Origin of the sequence: Streptomonospora sp. PA3 (assembly GCF_009728995.1) — a bacterium.
In the GTDB taxonomy this organism is placed as follows: Bacteria; Actinomycetota; Actinomycetes; order Streptosporangiales; family Streptosporangiaceae; genus Streptomonospora.
Genome location: NZ_VTZW01000004.1, coordinates 63,241 through 87,948 on the forward strand (window position 1 = coordinate 63,241; position 24,708 = coordinate 87,948).

Genomic DNA, 24,708 nt, shown 5'->3' on the forward strand with positions numbered 1-24,708 from the left:
GCCGAGCACACCCGCTCGCGGGCGCGCGGCCGCTACCCGGGATCGGTGCGGTGGGCCAGCGCTAGGTGGTTGTCGACCGTGTAGTACAGGCGCACGCGGGTGCGGCCCAGTTCGGGATGGTCCAGGCGGGTGGGCGCATAGACGTGCGCCTTCTTCCGGTCGGCGAGGTCGCCGCCGATCCGGCCCAGGGGCACGGCCGGCTCGTCCGGGCCCGGCAGCAGCCGCAGGTCCCAGATGCCGTCGTCGCCGGTGCGTCGCACGGTGTGGGGCACCTGGGCGTGGAAGCGGTTCGGATCGTCCGGGTCGGGTAGGGCCTCGACGTCGAAGGACGATTCCGGCTCCGCGCGGTGCACCGCCTGCAGGCGCATTCCCTCCCGGGGGAGAGGGCGTGCGGAGAGCATCCGCGCGGTGATGCGGATTCCCGAGTCGTCCGGGCGGGCGGCGGCGACCTCGGCGTGGGCGGCGCGGTTCCACATCCGCAGCGCCAGGAACCCGTCGGCGGTGGTGTAGGGGATGCAGTGCCGCGTGCGCCGCCCGTCGGCGGCGGGTTCGGGGTTGCGCAGCAGCCGCGCCTGCTCGACCTGCGCCGCTTTGATCCGGCGGCGCTTGCCCTCGCCTTCGCGCGGGAGGATCCAGCAGTCCCAGCGCCCTTCGGTGAAGTCCTCCTCCAGCGGCGCGAGCAGCAGCCGCACGCGGCCGGTGCTGTCGGCGGCGGGAAGGGGGAGGCGCAGTTCCCGCTCTCCGCGGCGCAGGCGGGTGAGGAAGTCCCACGCGCCCGCGGGCAGCATGTCCGCGGAAAGGGTCAGTTCGACCCGGCCGTCTTCGCGGGCGCGCGCCCGCGCTTCGGGGTGCTTGGGCGCCGGCGCGGTCTCCTGCCGGGCGGCAGGGGCCGGCCTGCGGCGCCCAAGCAGCCGGGTGAGCCGTCGCCGGCGCGGCGCCAGTTCCTCGATCAGAGCCTCGTAGCGGCGCGCGATCGCGTCGGGGGCCCAGGCCGGCGCCGCTTCGCGGGCGGCCTTGCCCATGGCGCGGCGCTCGTCCTCGTCGGCCACGAGGCGTGTCAGGGCCTGGGCGAACGCGTCGGCGCCGCCCTCCAGGGGCACGAGCAGGCCGGTGGAGCCGTGGGAGATGATCTCGGCGGGGCCGAACGGGCAGTCGGTGGCCACCACCGGGACGCCGCAGTGCATGGCCTCAACGATGGTCATGCCGAAGGATTCGCGGTCGGAGGCGACGGCGGCGACGGCGCCTTTGGCCCACTCGGTCTCGATGGGGGAGGCCGGGCCCATCAGCATCGCGCTGTCGTTGAGGCCGAGCTCGTCGATGCGCCTGCGCAGCTGCAGGCGTGCCGGTCCGCGCCCGTAGATGCGCAGGGTCCAGTCCGGGTACTGCGGGACGATCTTGGCGAAGGCGTCCAGGAGCCGGTCGTAGCGTTTGATCTGGATCAGCCGGCCGGCCGCAACGATGGTCTTGGAGTCCAGGGTGGAGGGCTCGACCTCGGGCGCCGGGACTCCGTTGGGGATGCACAGGATCCGGGTGGCGACGTCGGGCAGGGCGGCGCGGTACTGGGCGGCGTCGCCTTCGGAGACGGTGACGAAGCCGTCCAAGCGGGCCACGGCCGCGTTCTGGTCCTCGCGCAGCCGGTCGTCGTGGGCGTCCATGGACAGGTGCTCCTGCCCGATGTGGATCCGGCCGCGCTTGCGGTGGCGGGCGAGGTAGCCGTTGAGGATCGGGCGCGTCGCGATGACGACGTCGGCCTCGCTCTCGTCGAGGAGGGCGCCGATGCGCTCGTCGTGCAGCGCGGTGTAGTGCATCCGGCGGTCGCCGTCGACACCGGAGTCGGGGTAGACGGTGTTGGGCTGCTCCAGGAGCCGCTGCTCGCGTTCGTCGCGGGCGGGTCCGGTGTCGTCGCGGACGTCGACGAGTGAGCGCAGGGCCACGCGCGGGCCGGCGGGCAGGCTGGGGGTGTCGACGGGGCGGTGGATGCTGACGATCTCGACGTCGTGGCGCTGGGAGAGCGCGGTGGCGAGGTTGACCGTGGAGCGGATGGTGCCGCCGATGCCATAGGCGTTGTGCAGCAGAAACGTGATGCGCAAGGTGGGGTGACTCCGTGGTGGACACGCGCGGAGTGCCGAGCGGGGACAGTGCGCGCCAAGCGGGCATGGGTGTTAGACCCGATCAGCGGATGATCTGCTCATCGGGCCTAAAGCGCGGTCATGCGGGGGATGGGGGATGCGGCGTGGATGGGAGGTGGGGGTGCTCCTCAAGATACTGTTTGGGGGATTAACAGTTATTGTGCCATATGTCCGGTGTTAACCGGGTCGGGCGTCCCTTTACGGGCCGCGGTTGGCCGACTCCGGCCGTCTGCCCGCCCTCGTCGCGACCCGCCGGTGAGCGGCGGGGCATCGCCGCGGTCGCGGCGGCGGCGACTCCGCCCTGCGAGGGCGCCACCCGGCGAGGGCGCCCGCCTCCGGGGCCCCGCAGTGGCGCCAGGTGGGCGATCGGATGGCCGCCGCCCGGTCTCTCCTGCTATGAGCTGTGCGGACGTCCCGCGCAGTGCGCAGGCGGCCGCGCGCGTGGCACCGGGCGCAAACCGGTGGGCCCGACCTCGACACGGCCCGCAACCGGCCCCGGCCCGCCCGCTCAGCGCGTGAGCAGCACCGCCGGATCCAGGCCGCGGATGGAGGCGTCGAGCACCTGGGCGGTGTGGGCCACGGAGATCGGCTCCCCGGCGCGGTCCATGGCCGAGGCGATCTGCAGCGAGCAGCCGGGATTGCCCGCAACCAGCAGCTCCGCGCCGGTCGAGCGCACGTCCTCGCTCTTGCGCTCGCCCAAATCGCCGGCCGCCTGCGGGCGCAGCAGGTTGTAGACCCCGGCCGAGCCGCAGCAGATCTCCGGGTTGGGCAGGTCGGCCACCTCCAGTTCGGGGATCGCGCGCAGCAGCTCGCGCGGCTGGGAGGTGACGCCCTGGCCGTGGGAGAGGTGGCAGGCGTCGTGGTAGGCGGCGCGCACCGGCAGCGGGTGGCGCGGCGCCCGCGGACCCAGCTGGACCAGGTACTCCGACAGGTCCACCACCCGTGCCGACAGCTCCTCGGCGCGGCGCACCTCCTCGGGGGCGGCGCCGGCCTCCTCCAGCACCCGTCCGTAGTGCTTCATGGTGCCCCCGCACCCGGCGGAGTTGACCACGACCGCGTCCACGCCGGCGTCGGCGAAGGCGGCCGCGGTGGCGCGCGCGAAGCCGGCCGCCTCGGCGGCGCGCCCGGTGTGGGCGGACAGCGCGCCGCAGCAGCCCTGCTCGCGCGGGATGACCACGTCGCAGCCCTCACTGGCCAGCACCCGCGCCGTCGCCGTGTTGACCTGCGGGAAGAACGCTCCCTGCACGCAGCCGGTCAGCATGCCCACCACGGCGCGGCGCCGCCCGCGCGCCGGAACCACCTCGGGCAGGGCGGGCACGGCGCCGGTCAGCGGCGGAGCGATGCGCTCCATCGTCGCCAGCGAGGGGGAGATGCGCTCCAGCACGCCCGTGCGCCGCACCAGCCGGTTCAGCCCGCTGGCCTGGTAGGCCTTCAGCGGGCCGCGCATCAGCTCCAGCCGCCTGCGGTAGGGGAACAGCGCGAAGACCGCCGCCCGCAGCAGCCGCTCCCCGGCGGGGCGGCGGTGCTCCTGCTCGACGGTGGCGCGGGTGGACTCGATCAGCGCGTCGTAGGCCACGCCCGAGGGGCAGGAGCTGACACAGGCCAGGCAGCCCAGGCAGTTGTCGAAGTGGCCCGCCGCGGCCTCGCTGAGCACGTCGTCCTCGCGCATCTGGCCCATCAGGTGGATGCGCCCGCGCGGGGAGTCCATCTCCTCGCCCCACAGCACGTAGGTGGGGCACGTCGGCAGGCAGAACCCGCAGTGCACGCAGTCGCCGAGCAGATCGTCGAAGGAGCGCGAGCCCTCGCCGGCGCCGGGTGCGGTATCGCTGTCGGTCACGGTTCCTGCCTTTCCCAACGGATGTCGCCTGGTGCCGGACGCCGCTCAGGGCGGGGGCCGCACGGCCGCGGCCGTGCGTGGGGCCCCAGCCGCCGATCCGGGCGCTGTGCGCGGGCCGCCCTCATCAGATCCCTCCGGGACCCCGGCCGGGTGCCAGGAGACCGCGGGGGTCGAACCGCAGCTTGACGGCGCGCATCAGCTCCAACCCGGGCACCTCGCCCCAGAGGTCCAACTCGGCGTCGGCGAGCGCGGGCGCGGGTCGGGCGACGGTCACGCCGCCCTCCACGGCCGCGCGCACCCTGCGGACCACGCCGTTGACGGACGCGGCGCCCGCCGAGGCGGGCAGGGCCGCCAAGAGCACGCCGGCGCCCGCCGAACCGGCGACGGCGGCGGTGGTGCCCTGGTCCTGGGCGGCCTCGTGCAGCAGCCGCGCGGCCTCGGCGACCTGCCCGATGGGCACGGCGGCCTTGAGCAGGGTGTCCCCGGCCGCGCCGGGCAGCGCCCCCCACTGGGCGGGAGCCCCCTCGCTGATCCCCGAGCCCTCCATCAGCTCGGCCACGGCTCGGGCTCGGGCGTCGATACCGCCTTCCGCGCCCTCCAGCAGGACCCGCAGGGTCAACGGGCCGGTTTCGGGCCAGTCGAGCTCCACCGCGGCGGGCACGGCGCCCGAGCCCAGAACGGCGTGCGTCCAGCGCTGCGCCGTCTCGGGGTTGGGGGCGCCGGCGCTGACGGTGCGCAGCGCCTCCGGCAGCGGGTGCAGCCGGAAGGTGACCGAGGTGATCAGCCCGAGGGTGCCCAGCGCGCCCGTGTGCAGCTTGCCCAGGTCATAGCCTGCGACGTTCTTGACGACGCGCCCGCCGGAGGAGGCGGCGACGCCGTCGGCGCGGACGGCGGTCATCCCGATGATGAGGTCGCGCAGCGGGCCGTGCAGCAGGCGGCGGGGTCCCGACAGCCCGGTGGCCACGGCTCCGCCGACGGTGCCGCCTGCCACCAGCGGGTCCAGCGTCAGCCGCTGCCCGGAGGCGGCGAGTTCGGCCTGCAGGTCGGCCAGCGGGGTGCCCGCGCCGACCCGGACGACGAGGTCGCCGGCCGCGTGCTCGATGCCGGTCAGGGCGGCGGTCTCCAGCACCAGGTCGCAGCGCCGCGGCGGGGCGCCCCAGTCGGACGCCGTGCCGTTGCCGCGCACGACGGTGGCCAGGCCGCGGCGGTGGGCGGCCGCCAGCAGGGCTTGGGCCGCCGCGGTGTCGGGCGGCCGGGCGACGTAGCGCGGGACGCGGCCGCCGACGGCGTCGCCGGGGGTGCCCTCACGCACCTGCGCCCCGCCGGCGCCCAGCTCCTCGGCCAGGGGGGTGGTGATCGTCTCGTCCTGTGTCACTGATGTGCTCCCGCTGTGTGGGGCGCGGTGCCGGCGGTGGTGGCCCGCCGCCCCGTCCGGCTTTCACCCCGCATCAGAACTGCTCCGCCGCGCCCTCGGCCACGAGGGGGTGCACGCCCTTGCGCACTCCCGGCCGCTCCCCGCACAGCCGGGGCGTGGGCAGCAGCTTCTCGGGGTTGGCGATGCCCGCCGGGTCGAATGCCGAGCGGAACAGGTCCATGGTCTCCAGGTCGGCGGGGGAGAACATCTCCGGCATCTGGCAGGCCTTGTCGACCCCGACCCCGTGCTCGCCGGTGATGGAGCCGCCGTGCTCGATGCACAGGTCCAGGATCCTGCCGGATACCTCGGCGGCCCGCTCGGAGGCCCCGGGCTCGGCGTCGTCGAACAGCACCAGGGGGTGGAGGTTGCCGTCGCCGGCGTGGAAGACGTTGGCGACCCGGATGCCCGACGCCGCCGACAGCTCGGCGATGCGGCGCAGCACGTCGGGAAGCGCGGTGCGCGGAACGACGCCGTCCTGGACGATGTAGGCGGGGCTGATGCGGCCGACCGCGGCGAACGCCGACTTGCGGCCCTTCCAGATGCGGGCGCGTTCCGCGGCGTCGTCGGCGGTGCGGACCTCGAAGGCCCCCGACTCGCGGCACAGCCGGGTCGCGCGCTCGAACTGGGCGTCGACGTCGGCGGCGGGGCCGTCCAGCTCCACGATCAGCACCGCGCCGGCGCCGGGCGGGTAGTCGCAGGCCACCGCCGCCTCGGCGGCCTCGATCGAGAGGGCGTCCATCATCTCCACCGCGGCGGGCAGCACTCCGGCGGAGATGATGGCCGAGACGGCCGCGCCTCCGGCGTCCATGGTCTCGAAGGCGGCCAGCAGTGTGCGGACCTTCTGCGGCGCGCGCAGCAGCCGCACCGTGATCTCGGTGGCGATGCCCAGGGTGCCCTCGGAGCCGACGAACGCCCCCAGCAGGTCGTAGCCCGGCGCGTCGGCCGCCTTGCCTCCCAGCCGCACCACCTCGCCCTGCGGGGTGACGATCTCCAGCCCGAGCACGTGGTTGACGGTGAATCCGTACTTGAGGCAGTGCGCGCCCCCGGAGTTCTCGGCGATGTTGCCGCCCACCGAGCACACCTGCTGGCTGGAGGGGTCGGGGGCGTAGTAGTAGCCGTGCGGCGCGGCGGCGCGGGTGACCTCCAGGTTGGCCACGCCGGGCTGGACGACGGCGCGCTCGTTGGCGACGTCGATCTCCAGGATGCGGCGCATCCTGGAGGTGACGATGAGGACGCCTTCGCTGTGCGGCAGCGCACCCGCCGACAGGCCGGTGCCTGCGCCGCGCGGCACGAAGGGCACCCCGGCGTCGGCGCACAGCCGGACCACGGCGGCGACCTGGTCGGTGGTGGTGGGCAGCACCACCACCCCGGGCGTGCTGGCGTGGTAGGTGAGGCCGTCGCTTTCGTAGGTGCGGCGGCGGGTGCGGTCGGTGATGACGCCGTCGTCGCCGCAGATCTCGCGCAGTCGCGGGATCAGCGCGGTGAGCGGTTGCGGCATGCGGGGCTCGCCCTCCCCCTCGTCGAACACCGCGGCGGGTCGCCGCGGTGGGTCCGTACTCTCTCTCGATTCCCCGCACAAGGGCAAGGGAACCGGGCGCGGCGGTCTTTCGTATACCGCATGCCGCCGCGCCCGAGGGGTTCACGGCATGCGCTCGTAGGCGGGCAGCGTCAGGAAGTCCACGTAGTCGTCGGCGAGCGCCACTTCGGCGAACAGTTCCTTGGCCTGCTCGAACAGCCGGGCGTCGTAGGCGTCGCCGTGCTGCTCGCGGATGGCGGCCATCTCCTCGTCGATGAGCCGGCGGACCAGGTCGCGGGTGACCCGGGGGCCGTCGTCGAGGGTCACGTCGTTGTGCAGCCACTGCCAGACCTGCGAACGGGAGATCTCGGCGGTGGCGGCGTCCTCCATCAGGTTGTGGATGGCCGCGGCGCCGTTTCCGCCGAGCCAGGAGGCGAGGTACTGCAGGCCGACGTTGATGTTGCCGCGCAGCCCGGCCTCGGTGATGCCGCCCTCGGCGGAGTCCACGGCCAGCAGGTCGGCCGCCTTGACCGACACGTCCTCGCGCTTGCGGTCGATCTGGTGGGGCGCCTCGCCCAGGACGCCGTCGAAGACCTCCTTGGCCACCGGGACGAGGTCGGGGTGGGCCACCCAGGAGCCGTCGAAACCGTCACCGGACTCGCGCGCCTTGTCGTCGCGGACCTTGGCCAGGGCGCGCTCGTTGACCTCGGGGTCGCGGCGGCTGGGGATGAACGCGGCCATGCCGCCGATGGCGTGGGCGCCGCGCCGGTGGCAGGTGCTCACCAGCAGTTCGGTGTAGGCGCGCATGAACGGGGCGGTCATGGTGACGGCGTTGCGCTCGGGCATCAGGAAGCTGCGGCCGCGGGTGCGGTGCACCTTGATGATGCTGAACAGGTAGTCCCAGCGCCCGGCGTTGAGGCCGGCGGAGTGCTCGCGCAGCTCGTAGAGGATCTCCTCCATCTCGAAGGCGGCGGGGATCGTCTCGATGAGCACCGTGGCGCGGATGGTGCCGCGCGGGATGCCCAGGTGCTCCTGGGCGGCGACGAAGATGTCGTTCCACAGCCGCGCTTCGAGGTGGCTCTCCAGCTTGGGCAGGTAGAAGTAGGGGCCCTTGCCCTTGTCGAGCTGGCGCTGGGCGCAGTGGAACAGGTAGAGCGCGAAGTCGACGATGCCGCCGGCGGTGCGGGCGCCGTCGACGAGGATGTGCTTCTCGTCCAGATGCCAGCCGCGGGGGCGCACGATGATCGAGGCCAGCTCGGAGTCGTCCTTGAGTGCGTAGGTCTTGCCCTCGGGGGTGGTGAAGTCGATCGTGCGGTCGAGGGCGTCGCGGAGGTTGAGGTGGCCCCCGATCATGTTCTCCCACAGCGGGGTGTTGGCGTCCTCGAAGTCGGCCAGCCACACCTTTGCGCCGGAGTTGAGGGCGTTGACCGTCATCTTGCGGTCGGTGGGGCCGGTGATCTCGATGCGCCGGTCGGTGATTCCGGGCGCGGGCGGCGCGACCTGCCAGGACGTGTCCTCGCGGATGTGGCGGGTCTCGGGCGGGAAATCCAGATCGGTGCCGGCGGAGATCTGCTCCTGGCGGCGGACGCGCGCGGCCAGCAGCTCCTGGCGCCGCCCTTCGAACCGCCGGTGCAGCTCGGCGACCAGCGCCAGTGCGTCGTCGGTGAGGATCTGGTCGAAGCGTTCGTGCATGGGGCCGGTGATCTCGACCCCGGTGGTGGCGGCCATCGGAATCCTTTCGCGAAGCGGAAGTAACTTCTGGTATGTGGAATTTACGTTACTGACGGGTTCGATCACGGTCAACGGAGGGCGCGCCGGACGTGGGGGCACTCTTTGCCCTGGTGGAAAGGTTGGGGCAATTTGCCCACCCGTCACCCACCACCGCCCCTGACGGAGGCGCTGACGCGCCGCGTGCTTGTGTGCCCGTCACCCACCACCGCCCCTGACGGAGGCGCCGGCGCGCCGCGTGCTTGTGTGCCCGTCACCCACCACCGCCCCTGACGGAGGCGCCGGCGCGCCGCGTGCTTGTGTGCCCGTCACCCACCACCGCCCCTGACGGAGGCGCCGGCGCGCCGCGTGCTTGTGTGCCCGTCACCCACCACCGCCCCTGACGGAGGCGCCGGCGCGCCGCCCGCTTCCGTGGCCGCTACCCAACCGCTCGGGGACCGACCGGTCCGAAGGACCGCGGGACGAGCACCGCCCCGCCGGCGGGTCGGGGAATCCGAACTGGAGACCGGGCCGGGAAGAAAAGGGGTGCCGCATGTCAGCAGGGCGTGCCACTATCGATCGCGGGAACAAGTTCCCGCCGCCTGGGCGTTCAAGCATCCGGAGGGATATGAATACATTCGTTGATCGCGGTTCGCTGGACTCCGCCGAGCAGGTCTTCGCGGAGTCGCCGGACCGGGCGGCCGCAACCGGGCCGCAGATCGCTGAGCACACGACCGGATCGCCCGAGCAGGGGGAACTCGAACTCGCCGAGCGCCAGGCGCTGCGCCGCGTCGAAGGGCTCTCCACCGAGCTCACCGACGTCACCGAGGTCGAATACCGCGCCCTGCGCTTGGAGCGCGTCGTCCTGATGGGCGTGTGGACCAGCGGAACCCAGGTGGACGCCGACAACTCGCTGACCGAGCTCAAGCAGCTCGCCGAGACGGCGGGCGCGGTCGTCCTCGAAGGCGTCACACAGCGCCGCCGCAAGCCCGACCCGGCCACCTACATCGGTCGCGGCAAGGCCGAGGAGCTGCGGGAGATCGTCGAGAGCACCGGCGCCGACACCCTCATCTGCGACGGCGAACTGGCGCCCGGCCAGCTGCGCCAGCTCGAGGACATCGTCAAGGTCAAGGTCATCGACCGCACCGCGCTCATCCTCGACATCTTCGCCCAGCACGCGCGCAGCCGCGAGGGCAAGGCCCAGGTCGAACTCGCCCAGCTCAGCTACCTGCTGCCCCGACTGCGCGGATGGGGCGCCACGCTCTCCCGCCAGGCCGGCGGCCGCGCCGGCGGCGGCAACGGCGGCGTGGGTCTGCGCGGCCCCGGTGAGACCAAGATCGAGACCGACCGGCGGCGCATCAACGCCCGCATGGCCAAGCTGCGCCGCCAGCTCGGCCAAATGGTGACGTCCCGCGACGTCAAGCGCGACAAGCGCCAGGCCCGCCAGGTGCCGGCCGTATCCATCGCCGGATACACCAACGCCGGCAAGTCCAGTCTGCTCAACCGGCTCACCAACGCCGGAGTGCTGGTCGAGGACGCGCTCTTCGCCACCCTCGACCCCACCGTGCGGCAGGCGCGCACGCCCGACGGCAGGGCTTTCACGCTCAGCGACACCGTCGGGTTCGTCCGCCACCTGCCCCACGAGCTGGTCGAGGCGTTCCGATCCACGCTGGAGGAGGTCGCCGACTCCGACCTGATCCTGCACGTCGTCGACGCCTCGCACCCCGACCCCGAGCAGCAGCTCTCGTCGGTACGCGAGGTCTTCGCCGAGATCGGCGCGGGCGGCGTGCCCGAGGTCGTTGTCCTCAACAAGACCGACGCCGCGGACCCGCTCGTGCTCAAGCAGCTGCGCGCCAAGGAGCCGCGGGCCGTCGAGGTCTCCGCGCGCACCGGGGCGGGTGTGCAGGAACTGGTCGCGGCCGTGGCCGACGCGCTGCCCAGCCTGGATCGCGAAGTGCGGGTCATGCTGCCCTACGACCGGGGCGACCTGGTCTCCCGCGTCTACGAGGAGGGCCGCATCCTCGAGCAGGAGCACACCGGCGAGGGCACCCGGCTGCACGCCTACGTTCCCGGACTGCTCGCCGGCAAGCTCGACGAGTACGCCGCAGTGTAATCTGAGCCGCGGACGTCACCCACACGGCGGAACCCCGCGCGGGGTTCCGCCGTTGTATTCCGCGATGGGTGAATGAGACGGCGAAGAGGTGTACACGGCGTCGGAGGATGAACTACGGTTTTGAGCCACTGGCACCCAGCCCCGTGAGTTGCCCGCCTCCCCGGCCGCACCACCTCCCCCCGCCAGTTGAGTCGAGAACGAGGTCGCCTATGTCCGCTCGCGCGTACCGGTCCGCACCCGCGATCCGGCGGCCATGAGTACTGGGGCGGGCCGGTGAGACGATGACAGTACGACTGCTGACCAACATCGGGCGGCTGTGGACCGGAACCGATCTGCTCAGTAACGCGGCCATGCTCGTGCACCACGACCGCATCGCCTGGGTCGGCCCGGCCGCCGACCTCCCGCAGAGCCTGCCCGGGGTCATCGACGACATCGTCGACGTCGACGAGGTCGACAACATCGGCGGCGGCCTGGTCACTCCCGGGCTGATCGACGCCCACTGCCACCCGGTCTACGCGGGCAACCGCTACGCCGAGGTCGCCATGCGCGCCAGCGGCGCCTCCAAGTCCGAGATCACCGGCGCGGGCGGAGGCGTCGCCTCCACCGTCACCGTGACCCGCGGCACCGACCCCTGGACCCTGTGCAACGCGGTCCGCGAACGGCTGCGGCACTGGGTGCTGTCGGGCTGCACCACGGTCGAGGCCAAGACCGGCTACCACCTGACCCGCGACGGCGAGCTGGCCGACGTGCGGCTGCTGCGGGCGCTGGAGGAGGAGCCGGGCATGCCGCGGCTGCAGGTGACCTTCTTCGCCGCCCACGCGGTGCCGCCCGAGTACTTCGGCCGCCCCCGCGACTACGTCGACGCGGTGGCCTCCTGGCTGAGCGACGCCGCCCAGGCCGGCGCGGACGGTGTCGACGTCTACTGCGACAACCAGCAGTTCACCACCGACGACGCCGCCCGGCTGCTGTCCTCCGGGCGCGCGGTGGGGCTGGCCACGCACATGCACGCCTGCGCGAAGCCCCGCCACGGCGCCGTGCGCATGGGCGCCGACATGCAGTGCTCGTCGGTCGACCTGCTGCACGAGACCGACGAGGACGACGTCCTCGCGCTGGCCAAGACCACCACGCCGGTGGTCGTGTGCCCGACCACCTCGCTGCACGAGCGCCGCACCCCGCCGGTGCGCTCGCTGCTGGACCACGGCGTGCCCGTGGGGCTGGGCACCGACCACAACCCCGGGCAGTCGGGCACCATGTCGCTTCCGCTGGCGATCTCCATGGCCATCTCCATGTTCAACATGAGCGTTCTGGAGGCCCTGCGCGCGGCCACGGTGGGCGGTGCCTACGCGCTGGGGCTCAACGACCGCGGCATTCTGGCTCCGGGTCACTACGCCGACATCGTCCAGTGGGACGCCGACCACGAGGGCGCGTTCGCCTGGTCCTACGGCCTCAACACCATCCGCGTCTGGCGGGGCGGCGAGACGATCCGCTAGAACGCCTACCGGGTTGCCGGGAGCGGGGGATCCTGCGATGTGGTCCCGCCGCCGCATGGCGCCGCACCCGACGAGATTGGTGAGGACGGCGAGGGTCGCGGGCTGGGCCGCCGCCGCTCAAGGGGCCTCCGGAACCCCGCGCCGGCGGGCACCGCAGAGGCTGCGGCAATGGGCGCGGTTCGCGAAGCGTGGCCCGCCCGTCAGCCCGCCACCACCCCAGCGGAGACGCTGCGCGTCACCTGTTTCCTGGCCGCCGAGCGCACGCGGTACCTGCCGGGTGGAGCCGCACCGCGGCAGGCTCGGGCGGGAAGAGTGCACGGTGCGCTCGCCGGCAAGCCGGCGCAGAACGAGTACATGGCGCGAGGCGCCTCCGTTGGGGTGGTGGCGGGTGACGGGAGTAGGTGCGTGGCGCGAGGCGCCTCCGTTGGGGTGGTGGCGGGTGACGGGAGTAGGTGCGTGGCGCGAGGCGCCTCCGTTGGGGTGGTGGCGGGTGACGGGCGGGAGGCGCACCAGCCCGAACCCCTGTCGGCCTCGCTGCCCCGTCGCCCACCGCCACCGACGAGCACCCCTACCGATCCGCGCCGGCTCAACCCACCGCCGCCCCGGCCCGCGGCGGAATCGAGATCAATCGAGGGTGCGGTAGTGGTAGCGGCAGGCCTCGGTGAAACCCGCGCGTTGGTAAAGGCGCAGGGCCGGGGTGTTGTCGCGCTCGACCTGGAGGTACATTCGCTCGGCTCCCCGAGCGTGGGCCCACTGTGCCAGCGCGGCGAGGACGACGCCGGCCGCGCCCCGGCCGCGTGCCTCGGGCAGCGTCGCCATCCCGAAGACCCCCGCCCAGCCCGTGTCGGCGACGGCGCGGCCGACCGCGACGACGGCGCTTCCGGCGATCGCCCGGACATGGGCGGACGGGCCGCGCACGCGGCCGAGCAGCGCCTTTTCGGGTTCGGCGAGCCCTTCACGGCCGTGCACGGCGAACCAGGCGGCGAACCAGCCGTCTGTCGGCCGTTCGTCCACCCGGACGCGCAGCGGTCCCGCGGGGACGCGCTCGCGGATCCGCGCGGTCGGGGCGGTCTGCAGCGACAGCCTCCCCCGGCGGCGGTAGCCCCGCCCGGCCAGTGCCGCGTCGAGCCGTTCGGGGCATGCTCCCGGGGTGATCTGGAAGCGAGGAGGTGCGCCGCGGCCGGTGTAGAACTCCTCCGCCAGGGCGACCCTGCTCCAGTTCCTCGTGGCGCGCAGGACCGCCGTGCGGCAGCGCCGCGCTCACCCACCAGGCGCAGCCCGGCGAGTGGCGCACCAGCCATCCGCCCGTATCGTCGGAGCGCTGCGCGGGCAGGGCCCGAGCCGCGCGCTCCTGCAGGCCCCGGACCAGGTCCGCGGTGCCTGCCGTATCGGGAACCGCCACCGCGCCTCCAACCGCGAGGACCAGCCGGGAGCCGACCGCCCACTGGTGCACGAACCCGTCCGTCCCCGACCGGCCGGCCCGGGCGGAGTCGGGCCGCGGCGCGGGACCGTGATCAGCGCTGGTTGCGGGCGGTGGCGATTTCGATGACCGCGCGTTCAAGCGCGTAAGCGGGGTCGCGGCCGGCCCCCTTGATCAGGGCGTCGGTCTCGGCGACCACGGCCATCGCGCGCGCCACTCCCTGCGGCGACCACCCGCGCGCCTGCTGGCGCAGCGTCTTGAGCTTCCACGGCGGGATCTTGGCGCGCTTGGCGAGTTCGGCATCGGGGGCGCCGCGCTGCGGTTGGGCCACCACCGCCAGCCCGCGCACGGCGCCCGCCAAGGCGCTGTTGATCAGCACCGGAGCGGTCCCCACGGCCAGGCACCAGCGCAACTGCTCCAGGGCCTCGGGCAGGCGGCCCTCCACGGCGCGGTCGGCGACGGTGAAGCCCGTGGCCTCGGCCTTGCCGCTGTGGTAGCGGGCGACGGCGGCGGTGTCGACGCGGCCCTCGGTGTCGGCGACCAGCTGCGTGCAGGCCGCGGCGAGCTCGCGCAGGTCGTTGCCGACCGCGTCCAGCAGCGCCTGGGCGGCGTCGCCGGTGATCTGGCGGCCCGCACGGGAGAACTCGCCCTTGATGAACTGGATCCGTTCGGCGGCCTTGGTCGGCTTGGCGCAGTCGATGCGGCGGGCGCCCGCCTTGACCGCGGCGTCCAGCAGCGCCTTGCCCTTGGCGCCGCCGGCGTGCACCAGCACCAGCATGACGTCGTCCGCCGGGTTCTGCAGCAGGCCGGTGACCTCTGCGGCCAGGTCCTTGGTCAGGTCCTGCGCCGAGCGCAGCACTACGACTCGCCGCTCGCCGAACAGCGAGGGCGAGGTGGCCTCGGCCAGTTTCCCCGAGGTGACCTGCGCGGGTACCAGGTCGTGCACGTCGACCCCGGGCTCTTCGGCGCGGGCCGCGGCGACGATCTCGGCGACGGCGCGGTCGGCGAGCAGCTCCTCGTCGCCGACGACGACGGACAGCAGGGGAACGGAGGTCATGGCTGCAGCATGCCATGCCGCGGAGACCGTTGTGCTCACAGCCCGACGGCGGCGACCGGGATCAGCGGCCCGCCCTCAGCCGCGACGCGGCGTCGGCGAGGGTTTCCGCCTGCTCGGCCCATGAACCGCCGTCGAGGCTGAGCGTGGCGGCCCCTGCGCCGGCGTCGGCGTAGGACGCGATGCGCTCGGCGACCTCGGCCGGCCCTCCGGTCACCGGAAGCCGCGCGGCCTCCTCCCGGGGGATGCCTTGCATGCGGACCACGTTGTCGACGAAAGACTGCACAGCCGCGGTGGAGCCGTTGAGCACGGCGTGGCCGCCCACGCTGACGGCGGGCACCGGTCGGCCGAGCTCTTCGGCGATCTCCCGCAGCCGTTCGACCTTCGCGGCCAGAGCGGACGGAGTGACAAGCGACGGCGCCCAGCCGTCGCCGTAGCGGACAGCGCGGCGCATGGCGGCCTCGGAGTTCCCGCCGACGTGGATCGGTGGAACGGCGGCCGAGGGCGCGAGGGTGACGAGCTCGCCGTCCACCTCCGTGGGATCGCCCCCGACGAGTCCCGGCAGAGCCGCCAGCACCCTGTCCGCGCGCCGGCCGCGCTCGGTGCGCGGGGCGCCGGCGGCACGCCAGAAGGGGGTTCCGGGGAAGCCGCCGAGCCCGGTGCCCAGGACGACCCGCTCCCCGGAGAGGTGCTGGAGCGCCTGGATCTGGGCGGCGACGAGCGCCACAGGGCGCAGGGGCAGGCTGAGCACGCCGAATTCCAGGCTGATCCGGCGTGTGCGCTGGGCCGCCGCGGCAAGAACGATCAGCGGGTCCAGTCCGGGTGTCCCTTCGCCGAGGAGGAGGTCGGGCATCGAGACTCCGTCCAGGCCGAGGTCCTCCAGATGCCCGACCATGGAGACGTCCACGATCCCGGCGCCGGTCGTGGGCAGGCTGGTGCTGATCCGCATCGGGACTCCAAGGTCGGTCGTGTTTGTCCGCCGGGCGGCCGGCACGGCGCCCGTCCGCGAGTTCGGGTCGCGCCTCGACGGGTGCCCCCGTGTTCGCGGCCGGGCGGGTGTCCACAACTCGGCCGCGCTCAAGGCCGCGGCCCTCGCGGTGCCCACGCTAGAACCTCAACTTTGATCGAGGTCAACGTGGAGGCGGAGGGGGACCGGACCGCGCGGCGCCGGGCCGGGCGGCGGTCGGCGGCGCGTGCCGCGGCGGGGGCCGGGGTCGCGGCAGACGACGCCGGGATCGGGCGAGCCGGGAACGACCGCGATGTCCCCGTGCACGTCGGTGCGGTAGTTGGCCGGTGCGACGGAGCGCAGCAGCGACCAGGTGGCCGGGTCGGGATGGCCGTGGGGGTTGTCGGCACCGACCGAGGTGAGCGTGATGTCGGGGCGGGTGGCGGTGATGAACGCGGGCTCCTGGGTGCCCGCGCCGTGGTGGGGGACTTTGAGGACGTCCACGCCCCGGACGGCGTGCGAGCTGCGCAGCAGCGCCCGCTGCGCGGGCTCCTCGATGTCGCCGGTCAGCAGCACCCGCATCGGTGCGGCGCCGCCGCCCGGGGGCGGCGTCCAGCGCGCGAGCAGCACGATGCTGCCGTCGTTGCCGCCCGGGGAGTGCGGCTCGGGCCATATCACGTCCAGGGTCCAAGGCGCCATGCTCCACCGCTGGCCGGCGGCTCCGGTGTGCAGCGGTATCCCGGCGGCGCGCAGCAGCCGCGCGGTCGGGGGATGGTCGAATCCGGGCGGCAGCAGCGCCGCACGGACACCGCGGCCCGCCAGCACCCCGGCGGTGCCGCCGGCGTGGTCGACGTCGCCGTGGGTGACCACCAGCAGGCCGACCCGTCTGATGCGCAGATCGTTCAGGCACCGCGACACCGCCACCGGATCCGGACCGGTGTCGACCACGATCGCCCGCCCCGAGTCCGCGCGCAGTACCAGCGCGTCGCCCTGGCCGATGCGGCAGGCGACCAGCGCCCATCCCGCCGGTGGCCAGGCCGGGACCAGCCAGTGCACGGTGAGCGCCGTCAGCGCCACCGCCATACCCGCCGCGCAGACCACCAGGCGCACCCGGCCGCGCAGCACCAGCAGCAGCACGAGTACGGCGGCCAGGGTCAGCGCCCCCGCCGCCGTGGCCGGCCACGGCAGGGCGCGTCCGGGCAGCCGCGCCGCGGCAGAGGCCACGCCGCCGATCCACAGCACGGCCGCGCCCGGGACCCAGGCGGCCACCGCGGCAGGCGCCGGCCACACCAGGGCGAGGCCGGCGATCGCGAACCCGCCGACCGTCGCCACCGGCACCGCGGGCGCGGCGAGCACGTTCGCGGGCACCGCCACCCAGCTGACCTCGGCGGAGAGCACGGCGAGCAGGGGCAGGCACGCGACGTGCGCCGCCAGCGCCACCGCGACGGCCTCGGCGACCCAGCGCGGGATGCGCGCCGACCAGCGGTCGCGCCAGCCGGGGGCGAGCACCATGATCCCGCCGGTCGCCAGCACGGACAGCGCGAATCCGAACGACCTGGCGAGGCCGGGATCGAACAGCAGCAGACCCAGCACCGAGGCCGCCAGAGCGGTCAGCCCGACGCGCTGCCGCCCCAGCGCCAGCGCGGCCAGGGCGACGGCGGCCATGAACGCCGCCCGCAGCACGCTCGGCTCCGCCCGCGCCAGCAGCACGAAGACCGCGATGGTCAGCGCGCCGACGGCGGCGGCCACCCAGGCCGGCCGCCCGAGCCCGCGGCAGGCGGCGAGCGCAACCCCGGTCATGATCGCGAGGTTGGAGCCGCTGACGGCGAGCAGGTGGCTCATGCCGCTGTCCTCGAACGCCGCGACCGTCTGCGGCCGCAGCCCCGACGTGTCGCCGACCACGAGCGCCGGCAGCAGGCCGGAGGCGGGCTGAGGCAGGGCCGCCGACGCGTCGCGCAGCCTCGCCCGCGCGTGGCCGGCCCATTCCTGCCAGGCCGACGGCGGTTGAACGTGATCGGGCGGGCCCCGCACGACCAGCAGGCCGCCCACCAGGCCGCCCCGGGCGGGGAGCACGGTGCCGGAGGCGCGCACGCGCTGGCTGGGCAGCAGCCGGCGCCAGGCGTCGCCGGAGGCCAGCACGACCACGGGCACCCGGGTGCGCGTGGGTACGGTCTCGCCCGACGAATGGCCGCTGGCACGGGCGCGCACCAGCTCCGCGCGGGCCTCGATGACGAGCCGCGCCCGGCCGGGGGCGGGCGGGCCGCTGCGCCGGCGGGGATCGGCCGTGACGACGAGTTCCAGCTCTGCCCACGCGCGCTCTGCGGCCAGCTCGGGGAGCGGACCGGACTCGACGGCCGCCAGCCGCCCGCCCGTCGCCAGCGCGCCGGCGCCCGCGCAGACCAGCACCGCCACGGCCATCGTCGTGAACGGGCCCGCCCGCCGCCGCGCCGCGCTCCACACCAGCGCCGCGCCCACCACGAGCAGCCCCGCCACCAGGAACGCGGTCCCCGACGAGCCGCCCAGCAGCGCGGCGATGCAGCACCACGTCCCCACCGCGGGCGCCACCAGCCGCAGGTCGGGCGCCGCCGAGTAGTCGGGTGCGTCGGTGCCCAGGTAGACCACGTCAGCCGCCGGAGGGGCGCGCGCGGTGCCTGGGCTCCCGGGGGGCACAGCGGGCAGTCGGCAAGGGCGAACCGGCGGCGGAGCATGCGATGCGCTCGGCGGGGGCCGGACCCGCCGAACCCCCTGCAGGAAGTTCCGGTTGTTCGCCGACGGAGGCGGCGGGCGCGATGTGGACGTTCCTGCCGCGGAGCCGGCCGCGGTGTCCTCGTCTCATCACGGTCGGCCGCCGGCTCGCTCCCGAGGGGGCAGGACAACCGGCCCCTGCGGAGCGAGCCGAGAACGGTGCCGGACCGCCGGAGAGCGGACGCGTTGTTCGGCGGCGGAACGGAGTCGGCGCCGCGCCCCCGGCGCGGGCGATGCCCGAACGGGACCGCCCTCGGGCCGTCGGCGGGGGTTGCGCAACCGGGGTTCGGCCTGCAGAGGAAGACCGCTGCCTTGGCGGGGGAGCCGTCATCCGGTGACTCCTGCGACGTGGACGAGGTCGGCGAGTTCGGCGAAGCGCTGCTCGCCGATGCCGCTGACGTCGCGGAGCTGCTCGACCGCGGCGAATCCGCCGTTCTCGGTGCGGAAGGCGATGATGCGCTCGGCGAGCACCGGTCCGACACCGGGGAGTTCCTGGAGCTGGTCGGCGGTGGCGGTGTTGAGGTCGACCGGTGCGGGCGGAGCCGAGGACCCGGGAGCGGGTCCCGGCGCCGCCTGAGCAGGCGCCGGGGCGCCCACGAGGATCTGTTCGCCGTCGACCAGCTGCCGCGCCAGGTTGAGGTTTCCGGGGTCGGCATCGGGGGTGGTGCCGCCGGCCTCCTCGATGGCGTCGGCGACGCGTGATCCGGACGGCAGGGTGACGAGGCCGGGGGAGCGGACGTCCCCGCCGACATGCACGGTGACCTCCGCTGCCGGGGTGGACGCCGCCGCGGCCGTCGGCGGCGGCGGTGCGGATCCGCCGGCGGCCAAGGGCGAGGCGTCGGCCTGCAGCGCGGGCGGCGGTTCCGGTGCCGGGCGCGACTGGAACAGGAACCAGACCGTCACCGCGGCGGCCACCGCGCACACGCCGATGAGCGCCCGCAGTCCCGAGCGGCCCAGCCGGGGCTGGTCGGCCAGTCCCGGGACGAGGAGCTCTACGACGGAGGACCAGCGCTGGCGCCGGAGGAGGCCGGGGCCGACCTGCTCGTAGCCGCGCGGAGGGTCGGGGACGGCAGGTGGCGGTTCCTCGTCCGGGGCGGGAATACCGGGTCGCGGATGCGCGCGCCGTGCCGCGGACGGTGCGGGGTCCCGGCCGCCGGTCCGCGAGGAGCGGCCGTGTCCGTGCGGTGCCGCACCATCGCCCCGCTGCCCCGGCGGCTCCATGCGTCTGCCGGGGACATCGGGCGGTCGGCGGCCCGCCCGTGCCTGCTCTTCCCGCCGACCGCCGATCCGCGCGTGCTTGCCGCGGGGCGCGGTTCGCGGCGGCGGCCGATTCGCACCGTTCCCGCCGCCTCGCTCGGCCGCAGCGCCCTCCTCCGCGGGACGCCGGTGCCGGCCGACACCGGCATCCCGCTCGGGGGAGTCGGAAACGCCGCCCCCGGCGGCCCCGCCGCCCGCCGCCGGCGCACCGGGTCCGACGACGGCCGGTGGCTGCGCGCCGTCCGGTCCGGGCGGCACGGCGCCGTCATCGTCTCGGCAGGCCCGTTCCGTAGCGCGTTCACCGGCCCCCGCCACGCGGTGTCCCGGCCCTTGCGGCCTCGGACTCATCGGGACGGGCGGGGCGGGAGCCTCGCCGGGTCGGGGAACGGACTCCCCGGCAGACCGTGCCGTCCGGCCGGCGTCGCCGTGGTGATCTTTGTAGGGCGGGAGCGGAGCCGCTGGGAGGTGGCGGCCGGTCCCGGGCGGGTCGGCCGGCTGCCGTGCGGGCTGTGCGCCACCGGTCCCGGTGGTGGAGGGCGGGGGCGCAGCCTCGTCGATGGGGGGTGGGATCCCCTCGGCGGCCCGTGCGGGCTCGGCCGTGTCGTCGCCCTCCGGGGACGCGTAGGGCGGAGGAGGTGCCTCGGGGGCGCTGAAGGCGGGCGGAGTCGGCGGTCCGGGGAGCGGGTGATGAACGCCGGTCGGCCGGTACTGCTCGGCGATGAGGCCGGGGCCGGGCGGCCCGCCTCGGCCCGCCACCGGCTGGTGGGCGTAAGGCGGCGGTGGCGGCTCCTCGGCGCCGGCCGGGAGTGCGGGGGCGGTGCCGTCCGCGGTAGGACTCGGTGCGCTACCGGGGTCGTGCGGCGGTGTGCCCGGGGAGCCGTCGCTGGGGTGGGCGGTGCCGGTCGGCGCAGCGCGGGCGGAGCCTGCGGGGGGTACCGGCGGGACGGCGGCCCGCCCGTCCTCGTCGGGAGGGCTCGCGGCATGCGAACCCGGCCGGTGCGGGGCGGGGTGGGCGGGCACGCGCGGGTTCTGGTCGGTGCCGGGTTCGGCGGCACCAGGCGCGGGCGCCGCGTGCTCGGCGTCGAGCGGTCGCGCAGCGCCGGTGGGAACGGAGCCGGTGGCGGGCTGTGCGGCGGGGCCGCGGGCCGATCGATTCGACAGGGCCTGCAGACGGCGCAGGGCGCTGACGGCTGCCGGGTCGGTGGCGGCGGAGTCGGCGGTGGAGGTCGGATGGGCGGAAGGACGGAGCGAGCGCAGAATCGGCGACATAGCCACGAAGCTAGGCACTCGCACCCACGGTCGTCCCCCCGGATTCCGCGGCTGTGGAAAACCCGGAGCCGGACGCACTGCCCGACCGCCGTCGCTGTCGGCACGCGACCCCCTGCCCTGCCAGGGCACCGCCCTCGGGATTCCGCGCGCGCGACCGCGCCGGTGATCGTGCGGAGGCGGCGTGCTGCGGTTTCGCCGCCCGGCAGAGGTTCGCTTGTCTCGCTGAGCGAGGGCGGCGCGGCCGATCACCGCGCGGACGCGGGCTGGCCTGCGGGCCGGCTTGCCGCCGAATGCACGGAGTTCCCATTCCACCGGAACCCGGCCCCCCGGGGCGCGGCCCCATCTGAAAGACAACGCGTGCGCTCGGCGGCAAGCTGCGATCGCGCTTCGCGGTCCGCGCCCATTGCCGCAACCCCCCGGTGACCGGCCCCGGACGATTCCCGGAGAGGGCCTTCTCATCCCGCCCGCAGCAGGCACCCTCCGGTCCCGCCCGCAGCAGGCACCCTCCGGGAACCACCCGGAATCGGACACCACAAAAGCTGCGGCAATGGGGCTGTGATGTGCGAAGCGCTGTGCGCCAGATGCCGCCGAACGCACGCAGCACCCATTGCGCTGGAACCCGGCCCCCCGGGGCGCGGCGCCATCTGAAAGGCACCCGTGCGCTCGGCGGCCAGGAAACAGGTGACGCGCAGCGTCTCCGTTGGGGTGGTGGTGGGCTGACGGGCGGGCCGCGCTTCGCGGTCCGCGCCCATGGCCGCACCCCCCGGTGACCGGCCCCAGAAGGTTTCCGGAGAGGGCCTTCTCATCCCGCCCGCAGCAGGCACCCTCCGGGAACCACCCGGAGTCGGACACCACAAAAGCTGCGGCAATGGGGCCGGGTCGCGCGTAGCGTCTGTTCCGCGCGGCGCCCAGCGTGGGTGGCCCGTCCCGCGGGGGACGGGCCGTTCGGCTCGGAGTCTGCGGCGGGTGCTTCGGCCGGCTCGTTGCGCGCAGGCCCTCGCGTGGGCGGCTCCCGCTCCGCCCCGCTGCACATCCCCGTGCCTCCCGCTGCCGGGTCAGCGGGTTCCGGCGTCTGCGTCCGGGCCGTCCTCTGCGGCGGTGATGTCGCTGATCATGCCTCGCAGCAGTGCCGCGATCTCCCGGTGCTGGTCGCCGGCCACCGCCGACCGCAGTTCGCAGAACGCGCGGCTCCAGGCCAGGGACCGGCTCAGGGCGGCCAGGCGGGTGGCCCGCGGGACCTCGGCGCGCAGGGCCGAGGCCGGATGCGACTCCGTCCAGGGCTCCAGGTAGGCGTCGCGCAGGCGCTGCCGGGTGCGGGTGTCGGCGTTGAGCTCGCGGACGGCGATGCGCAGCGGCACGAGCAGGCTGAAGAACGGGTGGCCCACCACGGCGTCGCCCCAGTCGGCGAAGCGGTAGCGGCCGTCGAGGACGAAGACGTTGCCCACGTGCAGGTCGGAGTGGTCCAGCGACGGCGGAAGGCCGGAGTCGTCCAGTGCCTTGCACTCGGCGTCGAAGGCCGAACGGTGGCGCAGCAGCAGGTCGGCGCCGTCCCCGAGCGCCGCGGTCACGCCCGGATCGGCGAGGAACCCGTCGAGCAGCCGTCCCAGCGCCGCAGGGCGCAGGTCGGGGACGTCCAGCGCCAGCAGGTCGCGCACACGCCCGGCGAGGACGCGCTGCGTCTCGCTGTAGGCGCCGAGGATGGCCTCCCACACCGCGAAGTCGTCGATCGAGGCCATCTGCTCGCGCAGGGGGACGCCGGCGCCGGGCAGCAGCGACCAGCCGCGCTTGACGTCCATGCCCAGCGGGGTCAGCACACTGCCGGGCACCCACGTGTACAGGGCCCCGTGCAGCGCCGCCTCGAACTCCCCTCCCGGCGCGCTGGCCTTGAACCAGACCGGCCCCGCGGTGGAGGAGAAGCGGGCCGTCGTCGACCACGGCCGCACTCGCACCCGCGGAGGGTCGGCCAGCAGCCGCTCGCCGCGTTCGGCCAGGCACGCCCGGACCCAGGAATGCAGCTCGTCGCGTTGATCGGGGTCATCCCACAGGCTCAGTCGGAGGTCGGTGAAGTCCACGGCCACTACGCTAATCTCCGCCTTGCGGGGCGGCGGACGCCGCTTTGGCGCGGCAGCGCGCACGGTGGGGCGCCGGCCGCACGGCGAAGGCCGCCTCCCGCGATGCGGAAGGCGGCCTTGGCGCGCCGAGTCTCGGCTCGACCGGGAATGCCCGGTCGGGTCTCAGCCGGCGCTCTGCACCTTCTCCAGCCGCTTGGCGATGGCGCTCTTGCGGTTGGCGGCCTGGTTCTTGTGGATGACGCCCTTGCTCGCCGCCTTGTCGAGCTGGCGCGCAGCCGAGCGCTGCAGGACGACGGCCTGCTCGACGTCCCCGGCCTCGGCGGCCACGCGGAACTTGCGGATGGCCGTCTTCAGCGAGGAGCGCACCGACTGGTTCCGCTGCCGGCGCTGCTCGTTCTGCCGGTTGCGCTTCTTCTGCGACTTGATGTTCGCCATGCGAAAACGTGCTCCAGTAGCTTCTGATCTGCGGCTCGGGCGCGCGTGCCCCTGCCGCGGGCAGCCGTTCCGCGGGGAGGCCGGTCGCGCGCCGACGCCAGGGTGTGAGTCCGAAGGGCTCAAACTGAACGTGGAACGTTCGAGACACGGGACTACCATTATGCCTTGCGCGGGGGAGTGCTCGCGACCGGCGCCCGAGGCCCGCTGCTCACCCCGGCCGGCCCGCCTCGCCGTCCGGCCCGGCCCACCCGTCCAGGTAGGCGCTCCACTGGTCGCCGGTCGCAGAGAAATCGGCGTAGAGGGCCGTGCCGAACCGCTCGCGCCGCTCGCCGCCGTCGGAGAGCCCGAGCCGCACCGCCCGCACCGCGGCCGCGGTCGTCTCCGCCTCGGGGTTGCGCCCGGCGTGGTCGTCGGGATAGGCGGGCACGCCCATCAGCAGGTGCACGTCCTGGGGGACGGCGTCCATGGCCGCGGTGGTCTGCCGCACCACGAACCCCCCGTACAGGCCCTCGGTGGGCATCCCCGTGTCGTAGGACATCACGGCCACCTGGTCCAGGTGCTCGGCGACGCGCCCGAGGTACCCGCTCGACCAGAACGGGTCCTTGGGCAGCACCAGCCCGAGGGTGAACGCCAGCCCCGCCAGCGGCTCCACCGTGGGCACCGCGCTGGAGAGCAGCGCGTCCGCGGGCAGCTCCGCGCGGGTGCGTTCCAGCAGCGCGAGCAGGCCCGGATCGTTGTTGGGCACGGGCTCGAAGTTGTAGTGGACGCCGTCGAACCCCATGCCCACGAGGCGGTCGGCGGCCTCGACCACGCGTGTGCGCACGGCCTCGTCGCCGAGGTCGAGCCGCCCCACCTCGACCCGCTGGCCCACCCACGCCGAGACCCGCACCTTGGGCAGCTCCGCGCGGAACATGCGCAGGAACGCCGCGGCCTCGGGGTGCTTGGCCGGATCCAGCCGCCCGTCGTAGCCGAGCGGTCCGACGTGCACGTACACGTCGCTGATCCCGCCCTCGTCGATCCGGGGTTTCAGCTCGGCCAGCTCCTGCTCGCCGTAGCGCCCGTCGACCCAGGCGTGGCCCATCCACAGCGCGTTGGTGCCGTCGGACACCGCCCAGGAGGCGGGCTCGCCGGTGTACTGCACGCGCACCAGCACCGCCGCGCCCAGCGCCACGACGAGGACGGCGGCCACCGCTGCGAGCACGCGCTGCAGGAACCACTTCACGAGCGTCCTCCGATCTCACATAACCTGATGTATGCCGCGTGAGCCATTCTCGCCCCGACGCGCCCTGCGGTGCCGCTTCGGG

The 24,708-nt window shown here is 74.6% G+C and carries 15 protein-coding genes; 2 read left to right on the forward strand and 13 right to left on the reverse strand.

Annotated elements, in window-relative coordinates; genetic code table 11:
• Positions 1 to 32 precede the first annotated feature (32 nt).
• The 5 genes from FZ103_RS03110 to aceB all read right to left on the reverse strand — a co-directional run bounded on the left by FZ103_RS03110 (position 33) and on the right by aceB (position 8,624).
• Positions 33 to 2,090 carry a glycosyltransferase gene (locus FZ103_RS03110; protein ID WP_155998739.1) on the reverse strand — a complete coding sequence of 686 codons (2,058 nt, stop codon included), beginning with the start codon at positions 2,088 to 2,090 and terminating at the stop codon, positions 33 to 35.
• 547 nt (positions 2,091 to 2,637) lie between these two features.
• Complete coding sequence (locus FZ103_RS03115; protein WP_186355738.1) at positions 2,638 to 3,966, reverse strand: heterodisulfide reductase-related iron-sulfur binding cluster; 1,329 nt, start codon at positions 3,964 to 3,966, stop codon at positions 2,638 to 2,640.
• Positions 3,967 to 4,090: 124 nt separating this feature from the next.
• Positions 4,091 to 5,341 (reverse strand): FAD-binding oxidoreductase, encoded by a 1,251-nt coding sequence (locus FZ103_RS03120; RefSeq protein ID WP_343233352.1) that lies wholly within the window; start codon positions 5,339 to 5,341, stop codon positions 4,091 to 4,093.
• 73 nt (positions 5,342 to 5,414) lie between these two features.
• Positions 5,415 to 6,878, reverse strand: coding sequence for an FAD-linked oxidase C-terminal domain-containing protein (locus tag FZ103_RS03125; protein ID WP_155998741.1), 1,464 nt, complete (start codon positions 6,876 to 6,878; stop codon positions 5,415 to 5,417).
• A 141-nt stretch (positions 6,879 to 7,019) separates the two neighbouring features.
• The gene (gene aceB, locus FZ103_RS03130) at positions 7,020 to 8,624 is read right to left on the reverse strand and encodes a malate synthase A (protein ID WP_155998742.1); all 1,605 of its coding nucleotides are present in this window, start codon (positions 8,622 to 8,624) and stop codon (positions 7,020 to 7,022) included.
• A gap of 607 nt (positions 8,625 to 9,231) precedes the next feature.
• Between aceB and hflX the strand changes: the two genes are divergently transcribed.
• Both hflX and hutI read left to right on the forward strand, forming a co-directional pair.
• On the forward strand, positions 9,232 to 10,716 hold the full coding sequence (gene hflX, locus FZ103_RS03135) for a GTPase HflX (RefSeq protein ID WP_155998743.1): 1,485 nt from the start codon (positions 9,232 to 9,234) through the stop codon (positions 10,714 to 10,716).
• A 281-nt stretch (positions 10,717 to 10,997) separates the two neighbouring features.
• Positions 10,998 to 12,206: an imidazolonepropionase gene (hutI, locus tag FZ103_RS03140; RefSeq protein WP_155998744.1), complete on the forward strand. Its 1,209-nt coding sequence runs from the start codon at positions 10,998 to 11,000 to the stop codon at positions 12,204 to 12,206.
• A gap of 624 nt (positions 12,207 to 12,830) precedes the next feature.
• On the opposite strand, the gene FZ103_RS25275 is transcribed toward hutI, so the two are convergent.
• From FZ103_RS25275 to FZ103_RS03180, 8 genes are all read right to left on the reverse strand, one after another.
• Positions 12,831 to 13,220, reverse strand: coding sequence for a GNAT family N-acetyltransferase (locus FZ103_RS25275; protein ID WP_343233353.1), 390 nt, complete (start codon positions 13,218 to 13,220; stop codon positions 12,831 to 12,833).
• A gap of 500 nt (positions 13,221 to 13,720) precedes the next feature.
• Positions 13,721 to 14,683, reverse strand: coding sequence for a DNA polymerase III subunit delta (gene holA, locus FZ103_RS03150; protein WP_155998745.1), 963 nt, complete (start codon positions 14,681 to 14,683; stop codon positions 13,721 to 13,723).
• 61 nt (positions 14,684 to 14,744) lie between these two features.
• Positions 14,745 to 15,629: an LLM class flavin-dependent oxidoreductase gene (locus tag FZ103_RS03155; protein ID WP_155998746.1), complete on the reverse strand. Its 885-nt coding sequence runs from the start codon at positions 15,627 to 15,629 to the stop codon at positions 14,745 to 14,747.
• 165 nt (positions 15,630 to 15,794) lie between these two features.
• Entirely contained in the window at positions 15,795 to 18,248 is a 2,454-nt protein-coding gene (locus FZ103_RS03160) for a ComEC/Rec2 family competence protein (RefSeq protein ID WP_186355739.1), read from the reverse strand.
• Positions 18,249 to 18,698: 450 nt separating this feature from the next.
• Positions 18,699 to 19,286 carry a ComEA family DNA-binding protein gene (locus tag FZ103_RS03165; RefSeq protein ID WP_343233354.1) on the reverse strand — a complete coding sequence of 196 codons (588 nt, stop codon included), beginning with the start codon at positions 19,284 to 19,286 and terminating at the stop codon, positions 18,699 to 18,701.
• A 2,666-nt stretch (positions 19,287 to 21,952) separates the two neighbouring features.
• Positions 21,953 to 22,969 (reverse strand): phosphotransferase, encoded by a 1,017-nt coding sequence (locus FZ103_RS03170; protein WP_155998748.1) that lies wholly within the window; start codon positions 22,967 to 22,969, stop codon positions 21,953 to 21,955.
• A gap of 162 nt (positions 22,970 to 23,131) precedes the next feature.
• Positions 23,132 to 23,404: a 30S ribosomal protein S20 gene (gene rpsT / locus FZ103_RS03175; protein WP_155998749.1), complete on the reverse strand. Its 273-nt coding sequence runs from the start codon at positions 23,402 to 23,404 to the stop codon at positions 23,132 to 23,134.
• A gap of 208 nt (positions 23,405 to 23,612) precedes the next feature.
• Positions 23,613 to 24,626 carry a hypothetical protein gene (locus tag FZ103_RS03180; protein WP_186355740.1) on the reverse strand — a complete coding sequence of 338 codons (1,014 nt, stop codon included), beginning with the start codon at positions 24,624 to 24,626 and terminating at the stop codon, positions 23,613 to 23,615.
• Between the last annotated feature and the right edge of the window lie 82 nt (positions 24,627 to 24,708).

Bases quoted from the DNA above. Each gene is read 5' to 3' on its own strand.
- FZ103_RS03125 (WP_155998741.1), bottom strand. From the start codon at position 6,878: ATGCCGCAACCGCTCACCGCGCTGATCCCGCGACTGCGCGAGATCTGC.
- aceB (WP_155998742.1), bottom strand. From the start codon at position 8,624: ATGGCCGCCACCACCGGGGTCGAGATCACCGGCCCCATGCACGAACGC.
- hflX (WP_155998743.1), top strand. From the start codon at position 9,232: ATGAATACATTCGTTGATCGCGGTTCGCTGGACTCCGCCGAGCAGGTC.
- hutI (WP_155998744.1), top strand. From the start codon at position 10,998: ATGACAGTACGACTGCTGACCAACATCGGGCGGCTGTGGACCGGAACC.
- holA (WP_155998745.1), bottom strand. From the start codon at position 14,683: ATGACCTCCGTTCCCCTGCTGTCCGTCGTCGTCGGCGACGAGGAGCTG.
- FZ103_RS03155 (WP_155998746.1), bottom strand. From the start codon at position 15,629: ATGCGGATCAGCACCAGCCTGCCCACGACCGGCGCCGGGATCGTGGAC.
- rpsT (WP_155998749.1), bottom strand. From the start codon at position 23,404: ATGGCGAACATCAAGTCGCAGAAGAAGCGCAACCGGCAGAACGAGCAG.